The sequence below is a fragment of the Synechococcus sp. CBW1004 genome, from assembly GCF_015840715.1.
GTDB lineage: Bacteria > Cyanobacteriota > Cyanobacteriia > PCC-6307 > Cyanobiaceae > Cyanobium.
On the sequence record NZ_CP060397.1, the window covers coordinates 2,015,549 to 2,032,414 of the forward strand.

Genomic DNA, 16,866 nt, shown 5'->3' on the forward strand with positions numbered 1-16,866 from the left:
GCTCCGATCGGCCCTGGCCTGACGCCCTCAACCTGTAGCAACAGGCACCGGGCGGGCCGCTGCCGCGCTGCAGGATCGCGCCAACGGCAGCCCGTTCATGTTCACGCATTATCGGCCCAACCACGGGTACGACGAGTACTTCAGCTCCGTCGATCAGCCCCGCGCCTCGCTGCGTCCCCTGCTCTCCTCGCTCGGGCAGATGGGCCTCGCCCAGCTCAACCAGAACCACGCTGCCGCCGCCATGCTGCTCAAGCGGCTGGGGGCCACCTTCCGGCTCAATGACTCCGGCAGCAAGGGAGTGGAGCGGATTCTTCCCTTCGACCCCCTGCCACGCCTGATCGGTGCAGCGGAGTGGCAACGGTTGGAGAAGGGGCTGATCCAGCGCCTGGAGGCCATCGACCGGTTTCTGGCCGATGTCTACGGCGAGGGGCGGATCATGGCCGATGGCGTCGTGCCCCGCGAGGACGTCGAGAGCTCCCACGGCTGGCGACCCCAGATGCAGGGAGTGACGCCGCCGCTGGGGCGCTGGTGCCACATCTCCGGACTGGATCTGGTGCGCGATGGTGAGGGCACCTGGCGGGTGCTGGAGGACAACCTGCGCTGCCCCTCGGGGGTGGCCTATTTCCTCGAGAACCGGCGGGTGATGAAGCGCATCTTCCCCAGCCTGTTCGCCGGCCGCACCGTGCAGCCGATCGACAACTACGCCTCGCAGCTGCTGCAGACCCTGCGCGAACTCGCCCCCTGGACCGACACACCGAAGGTGGTGCTGCTCACGCCGGGGGTGTTCAACAGCGCCTACTTCGAGCACAGCTACCTGGCCCAGCAGATGGGCATCCCCCTGGTGGAGGGTCGCGATCTGGTCTGTGAGGGGGATCGGGTGTGGATCCGCAGCACCAGCGGCCTGGAGCCGGTGGATGTCATCTACCGCCGCATCGACGATGACTTCCTCGACCCTGATGTGTTCCGCTCGGATTCACTGCTCGGGGTGCGCGGGCTGATGTCCTGCCTGCGGGCCGGTCGGGTGGCGATCGCGAATGCGCCCGGCACCGGCGTGGCCGACGACAAGCTCATCTATGCCTATGTGCCGCAGATGATCCGCTATTACCTCGATGAGGAGCCGATCATCGAGAACGTGCCCACCTACCTCTGCTCCCGCCCGGATGATCGCGCCTATGTGCTCGAGAATCTGCCCAATCTGGTGGTGAAGGCCGTGGCTGAAGCCGGCGGTTACGGCATGCTCATCGGCCCCCACGCCAGCCGCGAGCAGATCAGTGAATTCGCCGCCAAGATCGAGGCCGATCCGCGCAACTACATCGCTCAGCCGACGCTGGAGCTCTCCACCGTTCCCTCGCTGAGTGAAGGAGAGATCTATCCCTGCCATGTCGATCTGCGCCCCTATGTGCTGCGGGGCAAGGGGGCCTGGGTCACCCCCGGAGGGCTGACGCGGGTGGCGCTGCGGCGCGGCTCGCTGGTGGTGAACTCCTCCCAGGGAGGCGGCTGCAAGGACACCTGGATCATCGATGATCGCAGCGAACCGGGTCGTGATCCAGCCGGCCAGAGCCAGAGCTCCGCTGCCGGGGCCTTCGGCCTGGAGGTGTCCTCATGCTGAGCCGCGTCGCCGATTCGCTCTACTGGATCAATCGCTATCTCGAGCGCGCCGAGAACATCTCCCGCTTCGTCGAGGTGAGCGAGGCGATGGCGCTCGACTGCCCGCCCGGCAGTGCCGAACCCTGGCTGCCGCTGATCGATGCCAGCGGCGACCGGGAGCTGTTCGATCGCCTCTGCCCCCGGGGCACTCCTGAGGATGTGGTGCAGTTTCTGGTGCGCGATGAGCGCAACCCCAGCAGTGTCGTCAACTGCATCGCCATCGCCCGCGAGAACGCTCGCCAGATCCGCGATGTGATCACCACCGAGATGTGGGAGCAGATCAACGCCGTCTACTGGAACCTGCAGGAGGACAGCTTCTGGCATCAGCCGCCCCAGGAGCAGCTGCGCGAGATCCGGCGCGCCTGCCAGCTCTTCTACGGCATCACCGATGCCACCCTCAGCCGCGATCTCTCCTGGCAGTTCAGCCGGCTCGGGCGGCTGCTGGAGCGGGCCGACAAGACGACCCGCATCCTCGACGTGAAGTACTTCCTGCTGCTGCCCAGCCCCGAGGAGGTGGGCGGCGTGCTCGATGAACTGCAGTGGATCGCCCTGCTGCGCACCGCCGGTGCCTATCAGATGTTCCGCCAGTCGCAGCAGCGGGCGATCGCTCCCGAGCCGGTGGCAGCCTTCCTTCTGCTCGATCCGATCTTCCCCCGCTCCGTGCGCTACTGCCTCGAGCGGATCAGCGAGACGCTGCGCATCATCCGCGGCAGCTCGGTGCCGGGTTGCCCGGACGACCTGGAATGCCTGATGGGCCTGGTGCTGGCACGCTGGAGCTACACCCGCATCGAGGAGCTGATCGCCACCGGTCTGCACGAGGCGATCGACATCCTGCAGCAGGATCTCAACCGCCTGCATGACCTGATCGAGCAGCGCTATTTCATCGCTGCCAGCCCCGCGGCCCCCACACCCCGCGTCGCCGTCAGTCTCCAGCTTTCCCGGTCCTAGGCCATGCGCGCTCGCGTTCAACACACCCTCACCTATCGCTACAGCACGCCGGTGCTGCTGGGGCCGCATCGCTTCTGCCTCAAGCCCCGCGGTCATGGTTTTCAGCGCCTGCTCGACTTCCGGCTGACGATCAGCCCCCAGCCCTCCTGGCTCTATCCGCTCGTCGCCGCCAGCGGTGATGAGATCCTGCGGGCCCGCTTCTTCGGCAGCACCGACCACTTCGAGGTGCGCGCCATCAGCGAGGTGGAGACCCAGTGGCCGCCCGATCTGCTCCAGTGCCTGGAGGATCGGGAACCGGCCCTCCCCTATCCGGTGGGCCAGCTCAACAGCGACCTCGCCGGCTCCCTGCAGGGCTGGCTGCCCAATGGCCAGCACGATCCGGCGGCGGTCGATCTGGCCCAGGAGGCGCTGATGGGCAGCGATCAGCGGGCCCTGATGTTCCTGCAGCAGCTCGTCGAGATCATCCAGGACCGGGTCAAATACACGCAGCGCCATGTCGGCCCTGCCTGGCCGGCGGGCCGCACCCTCAAGGAGCGCGTGGGCTCCTGCCGGGATCTGGCGATGCTGATGATCGAGGCCTGCCGCTGCGTCGGGCTGCCGGCCCGCTTCGTCAGCGGCTACCACCTGGTGGAGCCGAAGCCCGAGCGTTACGACCTGCATGCCTGGGCCGAGGTGTATCTGCAGGGGGCGGGCTGGCGTGGCTTCGATCCCAGCGGCCGCGGCGCCATCGATGATCGCTACATCACCCTGGCCACCTCCTCCAAACCGCTGCTCACCGCCGCCGTGAACGGCAGTTTCTCGGGCAGCGAGCGGGTGGAGAGCGAGCTGGAGTGGAGCATCGAGGCGGAGGTGCTCGACGGCGACCTCGATGCAGGCGTCGGATCGCTCCCCTTCAACAGTGTCGGCTCGGTTCCGCAGGCGGTGGCCGTCTCCGGAAACCTCCCTTAAGACTCGGATCCTGTAGCGGATCCTGCAGCGCTCAGCCCCTGCCGCCGATCAGACCGGTTCCCACTTTCCTTCCCATCCATGACTGCCACCGTGACGGGCTCCGGCTCGGGTCTGGCCGAGTCGATGCGGCGCCATCTCTTCTCCAGCCAGGCCAAATCGCCGTCCCTCGCCACCGCCCACGATCACTACCTCTGCCTGTCCCTGGCGGTGCGTGATCGGCTGCTCGCCAGCTGGGTGGATACGGCGGAGGTGTACACGCGCCAGCACGTGCGCACGGCGGTCTATCTCTCGGCCGAATACCTGCTCGGCCCCCATCTCGAGAACAATCTGGTCAACCTCGGCCTGCGCCAGGAGGCGGAGAGTGCCTGCGCCGAGCTGGGCCTTTCGCTCGACGAACTGCTGGCCCAGGAGCCGGAGCCGGGCCTCGGCAACGGCGGGCTGGGCCGCCTGGCGGCCTGCTTCCAGGAGTCGATGGCCAGCCTGGAGCTGCCGGCGATCGGCTACGGCATCCGCTATGAGTTCGGTATCTTCCGCCAGCAGATCGGCCCCAACGGCCAGCTGGAAAGCACCGATCCCTGGCTGGCGGGAGGCAACCCCTGGGAGGTGATCCGGCCCGAGTGGAGCTACCCGGTGCAGATCGGGGGGCACACGGTGATCGGCGTCGCCCACGACACGCCGATCCTGGGTTATGGCGTGCACACCGCCAACACGCTGCGCCTCTGGTCGGCGCAGGCGCCGGATTCGTTTGATTTCGCCTCCTTCAATGCCGGCGACTACACGCGGGCGGTGCTGCAGAAGGTGCAGTCGGAAACGCTCTCGAAGGTGCTCTATCCCAATGATGAGATGGAGCAGGGCAAGCGCCTGCGTCTCAGTCAGCAGATCTTCTTCGTCAGCTGTTCGCTGCAGGACATGTTCCGCATCCTGCAGGGCCAGGGCCTCGCTCCCTCTGAGTTCCACCGCAAGTTCGCGGTGCAGCTCAACGACACCCACCCCGCCATCGCGGTGGCTGAGCTGATGCGGCTGCTGATCGACCAGCACCAGCTCGACTGGGAGCAGGCCTGGACGATCACGACGTCGGCGATCAGCTACACCAACCACACCCTGTTGCCGGAGGCGCTCGAGTGCTGGGGCCTGGAGCTGTTCGGCTCGCTCCTGCCGCGCCATCTCGAGATCATCTACGAAATCAACGCCCGCTTCCTGCGCATGGTGCGGCTGCGCCATCCGGGTCGCCCGGATCTGCTCGAGAAGCTGTCCCTGATCCAGGAGGGGCCGCAGCGCAAGGTGCGCATGGCCCATCTGGCGGTGGTGGGCAGCCATCAGGTGAACGGCGTGGCGGCGCTGCACAGCGACCTGCTGGTGAAGAACCTGTTTGCCGACTTCGCCGCCCTCTGGCCGGACCGATTCACCAACATCACCAACGGCGTCACACCCCGGCGCTGGCTGGCGGTGGCCAATCCCGGTCTGTCGGCCCTGCTCGATGAGGCGATCGGCACCGGCTGGACCCGTGATCTCGAGCAGCTGCGCCGGCTGGAGCCCTTCGCCGCCGATCCCGCCTTCCAGGAGCGCTGGGCGCAGGTGAAGATGCGCGCCAAGGAGCGCCTGGCGGCCACGATCCGCAGTGAGACCGGGGTGCTGGTGGATCCGGGCAGCCTGTTCGATGTGCAGGTGAAGCGCATCCACGAATACAAGCGCCAGCACCTGGCGGCCCTGCAGATCGTCGAGCGCTACCTGCGTCTGCGGGCCGGCGAGGATCTGCCGCCGCGCACAGTGATCTTCGGCGGCAAGGCGGCGCCGGGCTATGCGATGGCCAAGCTGATCATCCGCCTGATCGTCGGCATCGCCGAGATCGTGAACATCGATCCGGCCATCGATGGGCGCCTGCGTGTGGTGTTCCTGCCCAACTTCAACGTCAGCCTCGGGCAGCGCATCTATCCGGCGGTGGACCTCTCCGAGCAGATCTCGACGGCGGGGATGGAGGCCTCCGGCACCGGCAACATGAAGATGAGCCTCAACGGCGCGCTCACGATCGGCACTCTCGATGGCGCCAACGTCGAGATCCGCGATCTGGTGGGTCATGACAACTTCTTCCTGTTCGGCCATACCGCCGAGCAGCTGGCCTCGATCAACCAGGCCGGCTATCACCCGATGCCGTGGCTCGAGAACGATCCCGTCGCCCGCGAGGCGATCGAGCTGATCGGGTCGGGCCACTTCAGCGAAGGCGACTGTGATCTGTTCCATCCGCTGCTGGCCAACCTCTGCGGCAGCGATCCGTTCCGGGTGTGTTCCGATCTCGGCGACTATCGCCGCGCCCAGAACGATGTGGATGCGGTCTGGTGCGATCCCGAGCGCTGGCGCCGTATGTCGGTGCTGAACACGGCCCGCTGCGGCCACTTCAGCAGTGATCGCTCGATCCGCGAGTACGCCGAGCGCATCTGGAAGGTGCAGCCGGTGCCCATCTCCTCCTGCAGCCTGGTGCCCGATGCCTGATCGTTCAGGAGCCCTGTGGATGGACGCCGTGGCGCGCACGGCGGAGGAGCGGCTGCAGCGTGCCGGAATCCAGCTCACCCTCGGCGGCGAACCGACGGTGGTGCCCTTCGATCCGGTCGGCCCCGAGTGGAGTGTGGCCGCCGATGGTCCCGCCAAGCTGGAGGTGGCCCGGCGTCTGGCCCGCGAGCTGCAGCAGCGGGCCTGGCCCGGCAGCACGTTGATGTTCTGTCCGGGCAAGCGCTACGAGGGCGAGGTGAACCCCCGCTGGGCCCTGCGCCTGATCAGCGGTGCTGGCGGCCGGCCTCCGGTGCGCTGGCCGCAGCCCTGTCAGCCGGGGCTGCGCGGCCGCCTGCCCCGGCCCGAGGAGGGGCCCGCCTGGCTGGCGCGGCTGGGGCGCCAGCTGGGGATCACCCTGCTGCCACTGCCCCTGCGGGATCCGCTCGATCCGCTGCGGCGGGTCTGGGCGGTGCCGCTGAGCGCCGCGTTCGAGGAGCCGGAGCCGGGGGGTGAGGCGCCAGATCCTGAGGAGGCCCCGATCCGCTGGCTGCCGGCGGTGTGGGAGCTGGCCGAGGAGCTGCGGGAGCTCACCGGTGCCCCCGGGCCGGCCGGTCTTCGCCTGCCGCTGGAGCACATGCCGGAGGAGATTCCGCGCCAGGTGCTCACCATGGAGATCGATGCCGAGGGCTGGGAGCTGTTCCTGCCACCGCTGGTCCGACGCCCCCTGGAGCTGCTGCTCCAGGCGATCGCCGACAGCCTGGCGGCGGATGGGGCGTCGGTCGAGGGCCAGGCCGATCTGGCGGCGCCTCGGCTCAGCGGCGTGCTGCCGGTGGATGCGATGCCCCACTGGCAGGTGCTCGGCCTGACGGCCGATCCCGGCGTGCTCGAGATCAACCTGCCGGTCTGCCACAGCTGGGGCGATTACCACGGCTGGCTGCAGCTGCTCGAGCAGCTCTGCGCGGTGGTGGGGCTGCGCAGCTGGAAGCCCGGTCCCGGCGGCTGGCCGCTGAGCACCGGCGGCGGCAACCATCTGCTCTGGGGCGGTCCCGACCTGGCGCGGCATCCCTTCTTCTGCCGGCCCGCCTGGCTGGTGGGCATCCTGCGCTACTGGCAGTGGCATCCGTCGCTCTCCTATCTGTTCTGCGGTCCTTCCGTGGGGCCCGCCTCCCAGTCGCCCCGCCCCGATGAGGTGGCCGGCATCCCCTTCGATCTGGAGCTCGCCTACCGCTGCCTGGAGGAGGCGGACGACGGCCGTGACCCGGACGATCCCCGCGGCGATCACCGGGCTCTGATCGGCGAGACGTTGCGCCATCTGCATGCCGACAAGAGCGGCAACAATCACCGCAGCGAGATCAGCTTCGACAAGTTCTGGAACCCCGCGGCGCCCGGTGGTTGCCAGGGGCTCGTGGAGTTCCGGGCGCTGGAGAGTCTGCCCGAGGCCCGGTGGAGCAGCGCCGTGGCCCTGCTCTGGAGTGCCCTGGCGGCCCATCTGCTCGAGCCGGCCCATCGCCCCGCCGCCCTGAGGGACTGGGGCGCGGAGCTCCACGATCGTCTGCTGCTGCCCAGCCAGCTGTGGGCTGATCTGGAGGCGGTGCTCGCCGACCTGGCTGCCGACGGTCTGGTGCTGGAGCCGGAGATCTACCGGCGCATCTGGGAGTGGCGCTTCCCGCCGCTGCTGCAGTGGAGCCGGAACGACTGGGTCGTGGAGATCCGCCAGGCCCTGGAGCCCTGGCCGCTGATCTGTGACACGCCGGTGGAGGGGGGCTTCACCAGCCGCTTCGTCGACGCCTCGCTGCGGCGGCTCGAAATCAGTGTGAGCGAGGCGATGCGGCGTGAGGGGGCGATCGTGCTGCAGGGCCGGCCCCTGCCGCTGGACGCCGAGCCGCTGGCTGTGCGCTACCGGCACCAGCGCCTCTATCCGTGCCTGCATCCGGCGATCGAACCGCAGCTGCCGTTGCGGTTGGAGCTCCATACCCCCGACGGCGTGGTGCTGTTCCAGCTCACCGATGCCGACACCCACTTCTCGCCGCTGGCCGGCACCGAGGACCCGCTGCCTCGGGATACTCAGGCGGGACGGGCCGCAGCCCCCTGGGACGGCCGCATCCGTCCAGGCGATGTGACCCTGGACCTCCGCCTGGGCTGACGCCGAGCGGGGGGCTGAACAGGGTTCCGTTCAGGCCGCCACCACCCGGTTGCGACCTGCCGCCTTGGCGGCGTAGAGGTTCTGGTCGATCCTCTGGAACCAGGCTTCCTCGCTCTCCCCCGCCTGGTGCTGGGCGACGCCGAAGCTGGCGGTCACGGCGCCGGCCCCGGGGAAGGGAGCGGCGGCGACCCCATGCCGCAGCTGTTCGGCCAGAGCGGCGGCGGCCTGCTGGTCGCTGTGGGGCAGCAGGATCACGAACTCCTCCCCGCCCCAGCGCCCGAAGCCATCGCTGCGGCGCAGCGTCTGCCCGATGCGCCGACAGAACTCGATCAGCACCTGATCGCCCACCGGATGGCCGTAGCGATCATTGATGCTCTTGAATCCGTCGAGATCGCAGAGGATCAGGCTGAGCGGTTCGCCATAGCGACTGGATCGCTCGATCGACGCCTGGATCACGGTCTCCAGGTGACGGCGGTTCCAGATCCCTGTCAGACCATCGGTGGTGGCGAGCTGCTCAAGCTGCTGATTGGCGGCCATCAACTGGCGTTCAAAACGCTTGCGTTCGCTGATGTCGCGGCTCACGCCGAGCAGCCGTTCAAAGCGCCCGTCGCGATCGAACAGGGGCAGCGCATTCACCTCGGTCCAGATGGTGGAGCCATCTTTGCAGGTAAGCGTTCAGGGGTCGGGACACCCCAGTGCGTCAGTCAATCTCCGATCTCTCCTCTGAGAGGGGCCATCTGTTCCTTCCACGTGTGATCGCTGCCTCAGCGATCCGGCACCAGCGATGGCATCACGCCGCCGAGGCGATGGGCAATCCAGGCCTGCTCCAGGAATTGCCAGACATCGCGGCCCTGCTGCCGCAGGGTGGCGGTGACGGTGAGCAACCGGCTGCGGCAGATGGCGCCGCCGGAGGACTGGACGCCATGGCTGATCTTGCGGTGAATCACCGATTGCCGCAGTGCCCGCTCGGCAGCGTTGTTGGTGGGCTCGATCCCTGGCGTTTCCAGAAAAGTCCAGAGCGCCTGCTTGCGCTGCAGCAACTGGCGACAGGTTCGCACCGTCTGGGCCCAGGGCGTTTGCTCGCCCCGCTCACAGCCCAGATCCACCACCCGCTGCAGCGTGGCCTCGAACGCCAAGCGGAGGGGGTGGCATCGATGCAGGAGCTGGGGCCGGTCGATCGCTCCGCTCTTCCACTGGTGCCAGTGAGCGAACAGATGCTGCTGCAGAGCCAGCATCTGGGCTCCGATCTCCCTGCTGGCGCCCTGGCGTTCAGCGATGGCCGCCAGATCCCGGATCAGGTGGGCCCAGCACAGCTGCCGCTGCTCCACGGGCAGGTGGTTGTAGGCCGAGAAGCGATCACTCACCACGATCCCTGCAAAGGTATGGCCCAGAAGCTCCATTGCCGCTGCACTTGAGCGGCTCAGGCCCTGCAGGAACACCGTAACCAGTGGTGTGACCATGACCCACTGCCAGCCGCGCCTGCCAGCAGGATTACAACCGTCGGCGTTGCCGGTGGGGGCGCCGGTTTCATCCACGTAGGCCACCGGCTGCTGCCGGGCCACCTCCAGGGCTTCCTCCACCGCCTGCTGCAGGGCTGCGCTCAGACGTGCCCGGATGGTGGCGATAGCGCCGCGGCTGATTTCCACACCCAGCAGCTGATCCAGCAGCGCCTGGGTTCGGCCGAAACTCAGGGGAAAGGCGCTGCCCAGCAGTCCCACCAGGCCGCTCAGGCGTGGGCCGTAGCGGCTGGGCTCCACATCCGCCGGCAGCTCGGCGCAGGTGCTGGTGGAGCAGCAGGGGCAGACCAGACGGTGCAGACGGTGTTCGATCACCACCGGGCTGATCGGTGGAATCTCGATCACCTGATGGCGCAGCGGCTCCGCATCCTCCCCCTGTAGCAGGGTGCCGCAGCGGCGGCAGGCGTCCGGGTGGTGCTCGAGCACCTCATCCACACGCGCGATCGGCAGCAGCTCCGGCCCTGCTCCCGGGTGCCCCTGCTGACCACCCCGCTTGCGACCAGTGCCTTTGCAGCGGGTGGGCGGCTTAAAACCCGTGCCGTCACTGGAGGGCGGCTTGGAGGAGTTGCGGGAGTTGCGGCCGATCCGCTCGCGCAGGCTGGCCAGTTCCGTCGCCAGGTCGGTGAGCTGCGCTCGGAGCTGGTCGTTCTCCTGCTGTTGTCTCTGGAGCTGTGCAAGAACCTCAAGGAAGCCAGCCCTCACGCCCACCGGAGTGGAAGCCCAGTCCGCTTCTGAAATCCCGGCCGGAGGGGTGGTCATCGCAGGAAGTCTCTGCCTGAGATGCAACCGGGATTCAAGCCGACGTCAAGGGTTCAGTCGTATCGATGTTCGCGATGAGCTGTCCCGCCCCCCTGAATGGGTACCTATGCAGTAATACTCGAGCTCGCCCCGAAAGGTCTGCGGTGTCCGGCCGGCGGCGATGTCCTCCTGCAGCTGCTGGAAGAAGGCGCGGGAGCGTCGCAGCGAATCGGGGGGATGAATCTGCTCGAGGGGATGGACGATCGCCTCTTCGGGCGTGTAGCCGCGCAGCAGCTGGATCGAGGGGCTGACATAGCTGATGCTGCCGTCGGGCTCCATCGTCCAGATCACATCGCGGGCGTTTTCGGCGAGGAGCCGATAGCGCTGTTCGCTGATCCGCAGCCGTTTTTCGGCCGCCATCTCCTCGTCGATGACGCGGAAACTGGCGACGATGCCGTCGATCTCTCCGCGGGCGTTGCGGTAGGGGCCGGCGTGGGTCTCGACCCAGTGGACGCTGCCGTCCCGGGCGAGCACCTGATCGCGGGCCACGGTCGTCTCCTCTCCCTGGCGCAGCCTCTGCAGGTTCTGCTGGTAGTGATCCGCCTCGCCGCGGTGAAGCAGGAACCTGGTGCCCGGCTGGCCGATCCACTCCTCGGGCCGCCAGCCCAGCGCATGGGTCAGTGAGGGGGACACCCAGAGCACGCGGCCGTCCTCCGCCAGCCGGAACACCACGTCGCTGGAGTTCTCGGCCAGCAGCCTGAAGTGTTCTTCCGAAGCCTCCAGGTCGGCGAGGGTCCGGCGCAGGGTGGTGATCTCGGTGGAGAAGCCGATCAGGCAGTCCTCCTGTCCGCGCTGGTGGAAGAGCAGCTTTCTGGAGAGGAAGATGCGGTCGCTGCCGTCGGCCTGGGGAAGGCGCTCCTCGCGCAGCAGCGGTCCTCCCTGCTCGAACACCTGCTCGTCGACCTCCTGGATCATTCGCGCCGTGTCCGGCGGCAGCAGCTCGGCGTCGGTGCGGCCGATGACGCCGTCCTGGCCACCAAGCAGCTGTTCAGTGCTGGCATTGGCGTAGAGATAGCGACCCTGCCGGTCTTTCATGTAGACACTGGCATCGATATGCGTCAGGCCGTGTTCAGCAGGGTGCGTTCTTTCTCCAGCTGCAGCAGTGCCTCTTTCTGCGCCGTGATGTCGATCAGTACCCCCTCCCAGACGGTGCTGCCATCGGGAAGATCGCGCGGCACCGATTCGGCGCTGATCCAGCGGACCTCGCCCTCAGCCACGACGCGGCACTCGCCGTAGAACGGCTTCTTGCGTTCAAAGGTCTCGACATTGAGCTGAACCCAGGCGTCGTAATCATCGGGATGCACACAGGCGAAGGCCTGCAGCGGATCGGCGGCCGCCGCCTCCCGCTCGAGCCCGCAGATCTGCAGGAAGCGATCGCTCATGAACGAGAACGACGCCAGACCCCCGTCCGGCGGCTGCACCATGGTGTACGTGCCGACAGGAATGGCGGCGGTGATCGCCAGGGCGGAGTCCGCCAGGGAGGCCCGCGCCGCCGCCAGCTCCCGCTCGGTCTGCCGCAGGGATGTGATGTCGAGCACGGAGATCACCATCTCGTCGCCCAGCAGCACGGCGCTGAACAGCGCATCCCGCTCGCGCCCATCGCCGGTGGTGATCCTGGCCTCGAGCGGTTCGATGACGCCATCGCTCTGGCGGGCCCGGGCGAGGCTGTTGTCCCACGCCTGAAAGACCCGCTCCCGCTGCCCGGGATCGGGATAGGCCAGCCGGGCCCAGTCGGAGAGGTGGGGGATGGTGGTCAGGTCGTAGCCCAGGCTGCGGACGAACTGCTGATTCACGAAGGTGATCCGCGGGTCGTCCTCGCGCAGCTCCTGGATCGCGATGGCGATCGGGGCTTCATCGAGCAGGCGGCGCAGGTGCAGTTCCTGCCGCTTGCGGGCGGTGATGTCGCTCATCACCCCCTGCCAGATCCGGCTGCCGTCGGCCTGCTGCAGCGGCGACGCCTCCACCAGAACCCAGCTGTTTTCCCCATCGCCCTGCAGCCGTCCCTCCCAGCTCAGGGGCTGGTCGAGGTGTGCGTGCCGCCGCCACAGCCGGATCAGGCCGCGGCGATCGCGCGGGTCCAGGCGCGACAGCAACAGAGTCGGATCACCCATCACCTGTTCGCGCTCCAGCTGCACCATCTCCAGCCAGCGGCGGCTGACGAACTGCAGCTCCGGAGGTCCGGCCGGGGGCAGGCGCAGCGCGAACAGCCCCACCGGCACGTTGTCGGTGACGGCCAGGGCCCAGCTGCTGCGGCTGGCGGGGGCCTGCAGGGTCGCCGCGCCGATCGCCGGACCGGGACGTGCTGCCCCCGGGAGGTATCTGCCTTCCGGGGGGGGCGAGCTCTGCCAGTGGCTGAGCGGAGCGGCCCGACCGAAGTGGTAGCCCTGTCCGCAGCGCCAGCCCAGATCGCGAAGGGAGGCGGCTTCCTCCGCCGCCTCGATGCCTTCGGCCACCGTCTCCAGCCCCAGGCCTTCGGCCAGGCCGCCGAGGGCCTGGGCCAGCCGCACGCTCTTCTGGTCGCCATGGCGCAGCCCCTCGCTGAATGAGCGGTCCAGCTTCAGGCCGTGGATCGGCAGGTCCCGCAGGTGACTGATCGAGGAGAAGCCGGTGCCGAAGTCATCGACCACCCAGCGCACGCCCAGCTCGGACAGCTCCTGGATCGTGGCGGTCACCCGCGGCTCCAGGTTGAGCAGCGCCGTTTCGGTGATCTCCAGATGCAGGCGCTGGGGTGACACGCCCGCCTGCGACAGCCATTTCCCCACCTGTTCCACCAGGCCGCCCTGGCTGAGGGTGTCGGCGCTGAGGTTGGCGCTGACACACAGGCCGGCGGGCAGCTGGGCCAGGGCCGCGATGCTCCGGCCCAGGACCAGCAGGTCGATCTCCCGGGCCAGGCCCGCGCTGCGGGCGATCGGTAGAAAGGCGTCGGGCTGCTCCAGCGCGCCATCGGGCCGTCGCCAGCGCACCAGCGCTTCGTAGCCATGCAGCTGGCCCCCGCTGAGCGTCACCAGCGGCATGAACCAGCTCTCCAGCTCGCCGTTCTCCAGGGCGCCGCGCAGCTCCTCCTGCAGCACCAGCCGCTTCCGGGCGCTGACCGCCAGGTGCGGGTCGGAGAAGGCGAAGCGATCGCGCCCCTGGCTGGTGGCCTTTCGCATGGCGAGGGTGGCATCGCGCAGCAGTTCATCCGCCGTCACGCCCTCCATGGCGGGGAATGCGGGTGCCACCTGGCTGGTGGGCGACTCTTCCGGAGCTGGCGGGGCGATCGCCACACCGATGCTCACCGACGGCTCGATCGCTTGGCCGCCGTAGGTGATCGTGCCCTTGACGGCCAGCCGCAACCGTTCGGCGATGGCGCCCGCCTGTTCCGCCGTCTCCAGTGGATCGAGCAGCACGATGAAGGTGTCGCCGGTGCCCCGGGCGGCCAGCTCGGGCTGCTCCAGGGCCTGCACCAGCCGTTCGGCGACGCTGGCGAGCAGCTGGTCGCCGGCCTGGTGCGTGAGGGCATGGTTCACCGCGGAGAGACGGTCGATGCCGATGCTCAGCAGGGCCGTGACCCCCTGTCGGTCACGCCGTGTCAGGGCTGCGTTGATGCGGCTGAGGATGGCGGCGCGGCTGGCCAGGCCGGTGAGCGGATCGGTGTGCAGAGCCTGGTCGAGCCGACTGACCACGTCGGCGGCGTTCTCGGCCAGCAGGCGGACCTGCTGCTCCTGCTCGGCCAGGGCCAGGCGCTGACGCCGGGCCTCGCTGATGTCGACGATCTGGACGATGAACAGGCACTCCGCACCGCGGCGCAGGCAGGACACCGAGACCTGCCCCCAGATCAGGTGGCCGTCGGCGTGGACGTAGCGCTTCTCCCGTTGGAAGGGCTCGCGGCTGCCGCTGAGGATCTCCCCGACCAGGTGCAGGCTCTCGGCGAGGTCGTCGGGGTGGGTGATGTCGCGCAGCAGGAGCTGCCGCAGCGTCGCTTCGTCGCGGCCCAGCATCCGGCAGAGGGCGGCGTTCACCTCCAGGAAGACGCCTTCGGCGGTGACCAGGGCCATGCCGATGGCGGCGTGGCGCATCGCCTGCTCGAACAGTCCCTGATCCCTCAGGGCTCCCGGTCCTGGTTGTTGGGAGGACGCCAAGCGGAAAGGGCGGAACGCGGCAAACAACAAATCTAGGCCGTTGTCCTGCGTTTTCCGTGGGTCTTGCGCTGCCGCTCCTCCTGCCAGGCGGTCGCTCCGTCCGTAGGCCCTCGGTCCGGGTTCGCACGGATTCCTGGAGCTCAGTCCCGCTTCCTTGGAGCCGATTCTCTAGAGCCAATCTCCCCTGCCCTGCTGGTGAACCGAAGGCCATGGATGCGGCTGCAGATCCGCGGTGCGGTGGCCTTGCGGGTGGCGGGAGTGATGGAGCGTGGGGCGTCTGCCTAAGTCCGGCTCACATGCAGATCGGGCCGCGGGCCGACGCCTTCCTCGCTGGCCCACCAGGCCCCCGCTCCCTGGAGGAACGGATCGATGTAGGCGGCGGCGATCGCCTGCCGCTGTTCGCGGCAGTCGAGCAGGATCTCCAGGCATTCCGGATCGATCTGGCCGCGATCCGCCATGCCCTGCATGATGTCCTCCACCTCCTGCAGTGGCAGGGCGGGTTTGTAGGGACGCACGTTGGAGAGGGCGTCATAGATGTCGGCCACCGCCACGATGCGGGCCTCCAGGGAGATCTCCTCGGCCGTCAGACCCAGGGGATAACCGCTGCCATCGAGCTTCTCGTGGTGGCCCGCCACCACATGGCGCAGCATCTCCACCTTGGAATCGGCCACCAGCCGCAGGCCGCCGATCATCTCCTGGATCAGTTCGCTGCCGCGCACCACGTGGGTCTCCATCTCACGCCGCTCCTGCGGATCGAGGGGGCCGGGCTTGAGCAGGATCTCGTCGGCGATGCCGACCTTGCCCACATCGTGGAGGGCGGCGAACAGATAGATGTCCTCGGCGAAATCGGAGCGCAGCGCACGGCGCTTGCCCAGCTCCATCGCGATCAGGCGGCTGTACAGCGACACCCGCTCCACATGGGCACCGGTCTCCGGATCGCGCAGTCCGGTGAGCTTCAGGGCCAGCTGCAGGCCACCCGCAGGCTGTCGCCGGTGCTGAGTTCCTGGTTGAGCACCGCGCCGAGCAGTTCCAGATGGGGATCGATCCGCTGGCGCAGCTCCGGGGTGAACAGGGCCGGCTTCTGGCCGTTGACGAACAGGAAGCCCAGCAGGTGCTCCTCGCGGAACAGGGGCACGGTGTAGGAGCTGCGCCAGCCGTGCTCCAGCAGCCAGCGGCTGTGGGCCGACTGGCGGGGCAGCTCGGAGGCCATGTCGTCGATCACGCGGCAGCTGCGTGAACCGGCCAGGGCCTGCAGCGAGGGGATCGCCGCCAAGGGCGCGTCGTAGAAGCTGAGGTTGGCCCCGTGGCTGTTGTGGCTGACGAAGGTGCTCAGCAGGTCGTTGCGGGGCTGATAGACCGCGAAGGCCAGCCGCTCGAGGCGGTCGTCGATCGCCAGCAGCCGCTCGTGGACCCAGCGCAGCCGGTCCTGGATCGGCTGGCGCTGGTCCAGACAGCGGAACGGGTTGGGATGGGTCTGGGCCATGGCGGATCGGCCGGTCTGGCGATGGCTCCCCGAACTGGCGAGGGGGCCTTGATGGGCGGTTGACGTGGTTGCAACAGGCTCCATGGCCATTCTGGCCGAGTTGCCTCGACAGGGCTTTCCGGGAGCAGGGCTCCAGAACACACGCCCATGCCGTCTGGCCTGCCTCGGCTTGCCTGGGCGGTCCGCAGCGATCCAGGCGCCCCACCCCTGAGGTTGCCGGCGAGAGCGTGCGCCGGCGCTGAGGTGCTCCCTTCCCTCCGGATGGCCGCTTGTTGTCGGGCTCGTGCAGGAGTGCGAGATCTGCCGCCGCCGCCAGGATTGCCGCGCCTGATCAACCGTTGGGCCGGTGCAGGCTTGCGGCGCTGACGCAGGCCACGCTCGCTTGCGGAACTCTGGCTCCGCGTGATGCACCGCCTGGCTGGGGCGGGCCGGGCCGGGGGCGCCAGCCCAGGTTCCGGCCCCAGTGCTGAGCTGGCTCGGGAGCCCCCGAGGCCCGCTCGGTGGGCTGCAGAGGGGAGCGAACTCGCAGGGGAAGGCTGTTGCCGGCGGGAGTGCGGGCCCTCAAGGGAGCTGCCGCTCATGGCCCGGGACCGGCATGGACGGCCGGGATCAGGCCGGGACGGCTGCCACGGCGCCCCGACATGGCCAGGGAATGGCTTGAGTCATCGCCCCGTTGTCCTCAGGGGCTGGTGTCGGGCCGGTGCGCCTGACATCTTGCCGCGCTCCGCAAGCAAAAAGCCGGCTGAAACGGGACGTCTTGCACCCATCAGCGCATGC

The 16,866-nt window shown here is 68.5% G+C and carries 11 protein-coding genes; 5 read left to right on the plus strand and 6 right to left on the minus strand.

The window, feature by feature from the left end; genetic code table 11:
- Positions 1-97: 97 nt before the first annotated feature.
- The 5 genes from H8F25_RS09700 (at position 98) to H8F25_RS09720 (ending at position 8,170) form a co-directional block, all read left to right on the plus strand.
- Complete coding sequence (locus tag H8F25_RS09700) at positions 98-1,609, plus strand: circularly permuted type 2 ATP-grasp protein (protein ID WP_197210243.1); 1,512 nt, start codon at positions 98-100, stop codon at positions 1,607-1,609.
- Positions 1,603-2,595, plus strand: coding sequence for an alpha-E domain-containing protein (locus H8F25_RS09705; protein ID WP_197210244.1), 993 nt, complete (start codon positions 1,603-1,605; stop codon positions 2,593-2,595). The genes H8F25_RS09700 and H8F25_RS09705 overlap by 7 nt, the downstream gene beginning before the upstream one ends.
- 3 nt (positions 2,596-2,598) lie before the next feature.
- On the plus strand, positions 2,599-3,543 hold the full coding sequence (locus H8F25_RS09710; RefSeq protein ID WP_197210245.1) for a transglutaminase family protein: 945 nt from the start codon (positions 2,599-2,601) through the stop codon (positions 3,541-3,543).
- A 78-nt stretch (positions 3,544-3,621) separates the two neighbouring features.
- On the plus strand, positions 3,622-6,030 hold the full coding sequence (locus H8F25_RS09715) for a glycogen/starch/alpha-glucan phosphorylase (RefSeq protein WP_197210246.1): 2,409 nt from the start codon (positions 3,622-3,624) through the stop codon (positions 6,028-6,030).
- The gene (locus H8F25_RS09720; protein WP_197210247.1) at positions 6,023-8,170 is read left to right on the plus strand and encodes a transglutaminase family protein; all 2,148 of its coding nucleotides are present in this window, start codon (positions 6,023-6,025) and stop codon (positions 8,168-8,170) included. The genes H8F25_RS09715 and H8F25_RS09720 overlap by 8 nt, the downstream gene beginning before the upstream one ends.
- A gap of 30 nt (positions 8,171-8,200) precedes the next feature.
- Here the strand turns inward: H8F25_RS09720 and H8F25_RS09725 are convergent, their stop codons facing one another.
- From H8F25_RS09725 to H8F25_RS09750, 6 genes are all read right to left on the minus strand, one after another.
- Positions 8,201-8,806 (minus strand): GGDEF domain-containing protein, encoded by a 606-nt coding sequence (locus H8F25_RS09725; protein WP_197210248.1) that lies wholly within the window; start codon positions 8,804-8,806, stop codon positions 8,201-8,203.
- Between the two features lie 128 nt (positions 8,807-8,934).
- Complete coding sequence (locus tag H8F25_RS09730; RefSeq protein WP_197210249.1) at positions 8,935-10,446, minus strand: IS66 family transposase; 1,512 nt, start codon at positions 10,444-10,446, stop codon at positions 8,935-8,937.
- A 45-nt stretch (positions 10,447-10,491) separates the two neighbouring features.
- Positions 10,492-11,520, minus strand: a complete 1,029-nt coding sequence (locus H8F25_RS09735; RefSeq protein ID WP_197210250.1) for a PAS domain S-box protein — start codon at positions 11,518-11,520, stop codon at positions 10,492-10,494.
- 23 nt (positions 11,521-11,543) lie between these two features.
- Positions 11,544-14,606 (minus strand): EAL domain-containing protein, encoded by a 3,063-nt coding sequence (locus H8F25_RS09740; RefSeq protein WP_197210251.1) that lies wholly within the window; start codon positions 14,604-14,606, stop codon positions 11,544-11,546.
- A 281-nt stretch (positions 14,607-14,887) separates the two neighbouring features.
- The gene (locus tag H8F25_RS09745) at positions 14,888-15,514 is read right to left on the minus strand and encodes an HD-GYP domain-containing protein (RefSeq protein ID WP_197210252.1); all 627 of its coding nucleotides are present in this window, start codon (positions 15,512-15,514) and stop codon (positions 14,888-14,890) included.
- Positions 15,515-15,561: 47 nt separating this feature from the next.
- Entirely contained in the window at positions 15,562-16,089 is a 528-nt protein-coding gene (locus H8F25_RS09750; RefSeq protein WP_197210253.1) for a GAF domain-containing protein, read from the minus strand.
- Positions 16,090-16,866: the final 777 nt, after the last annotated feature.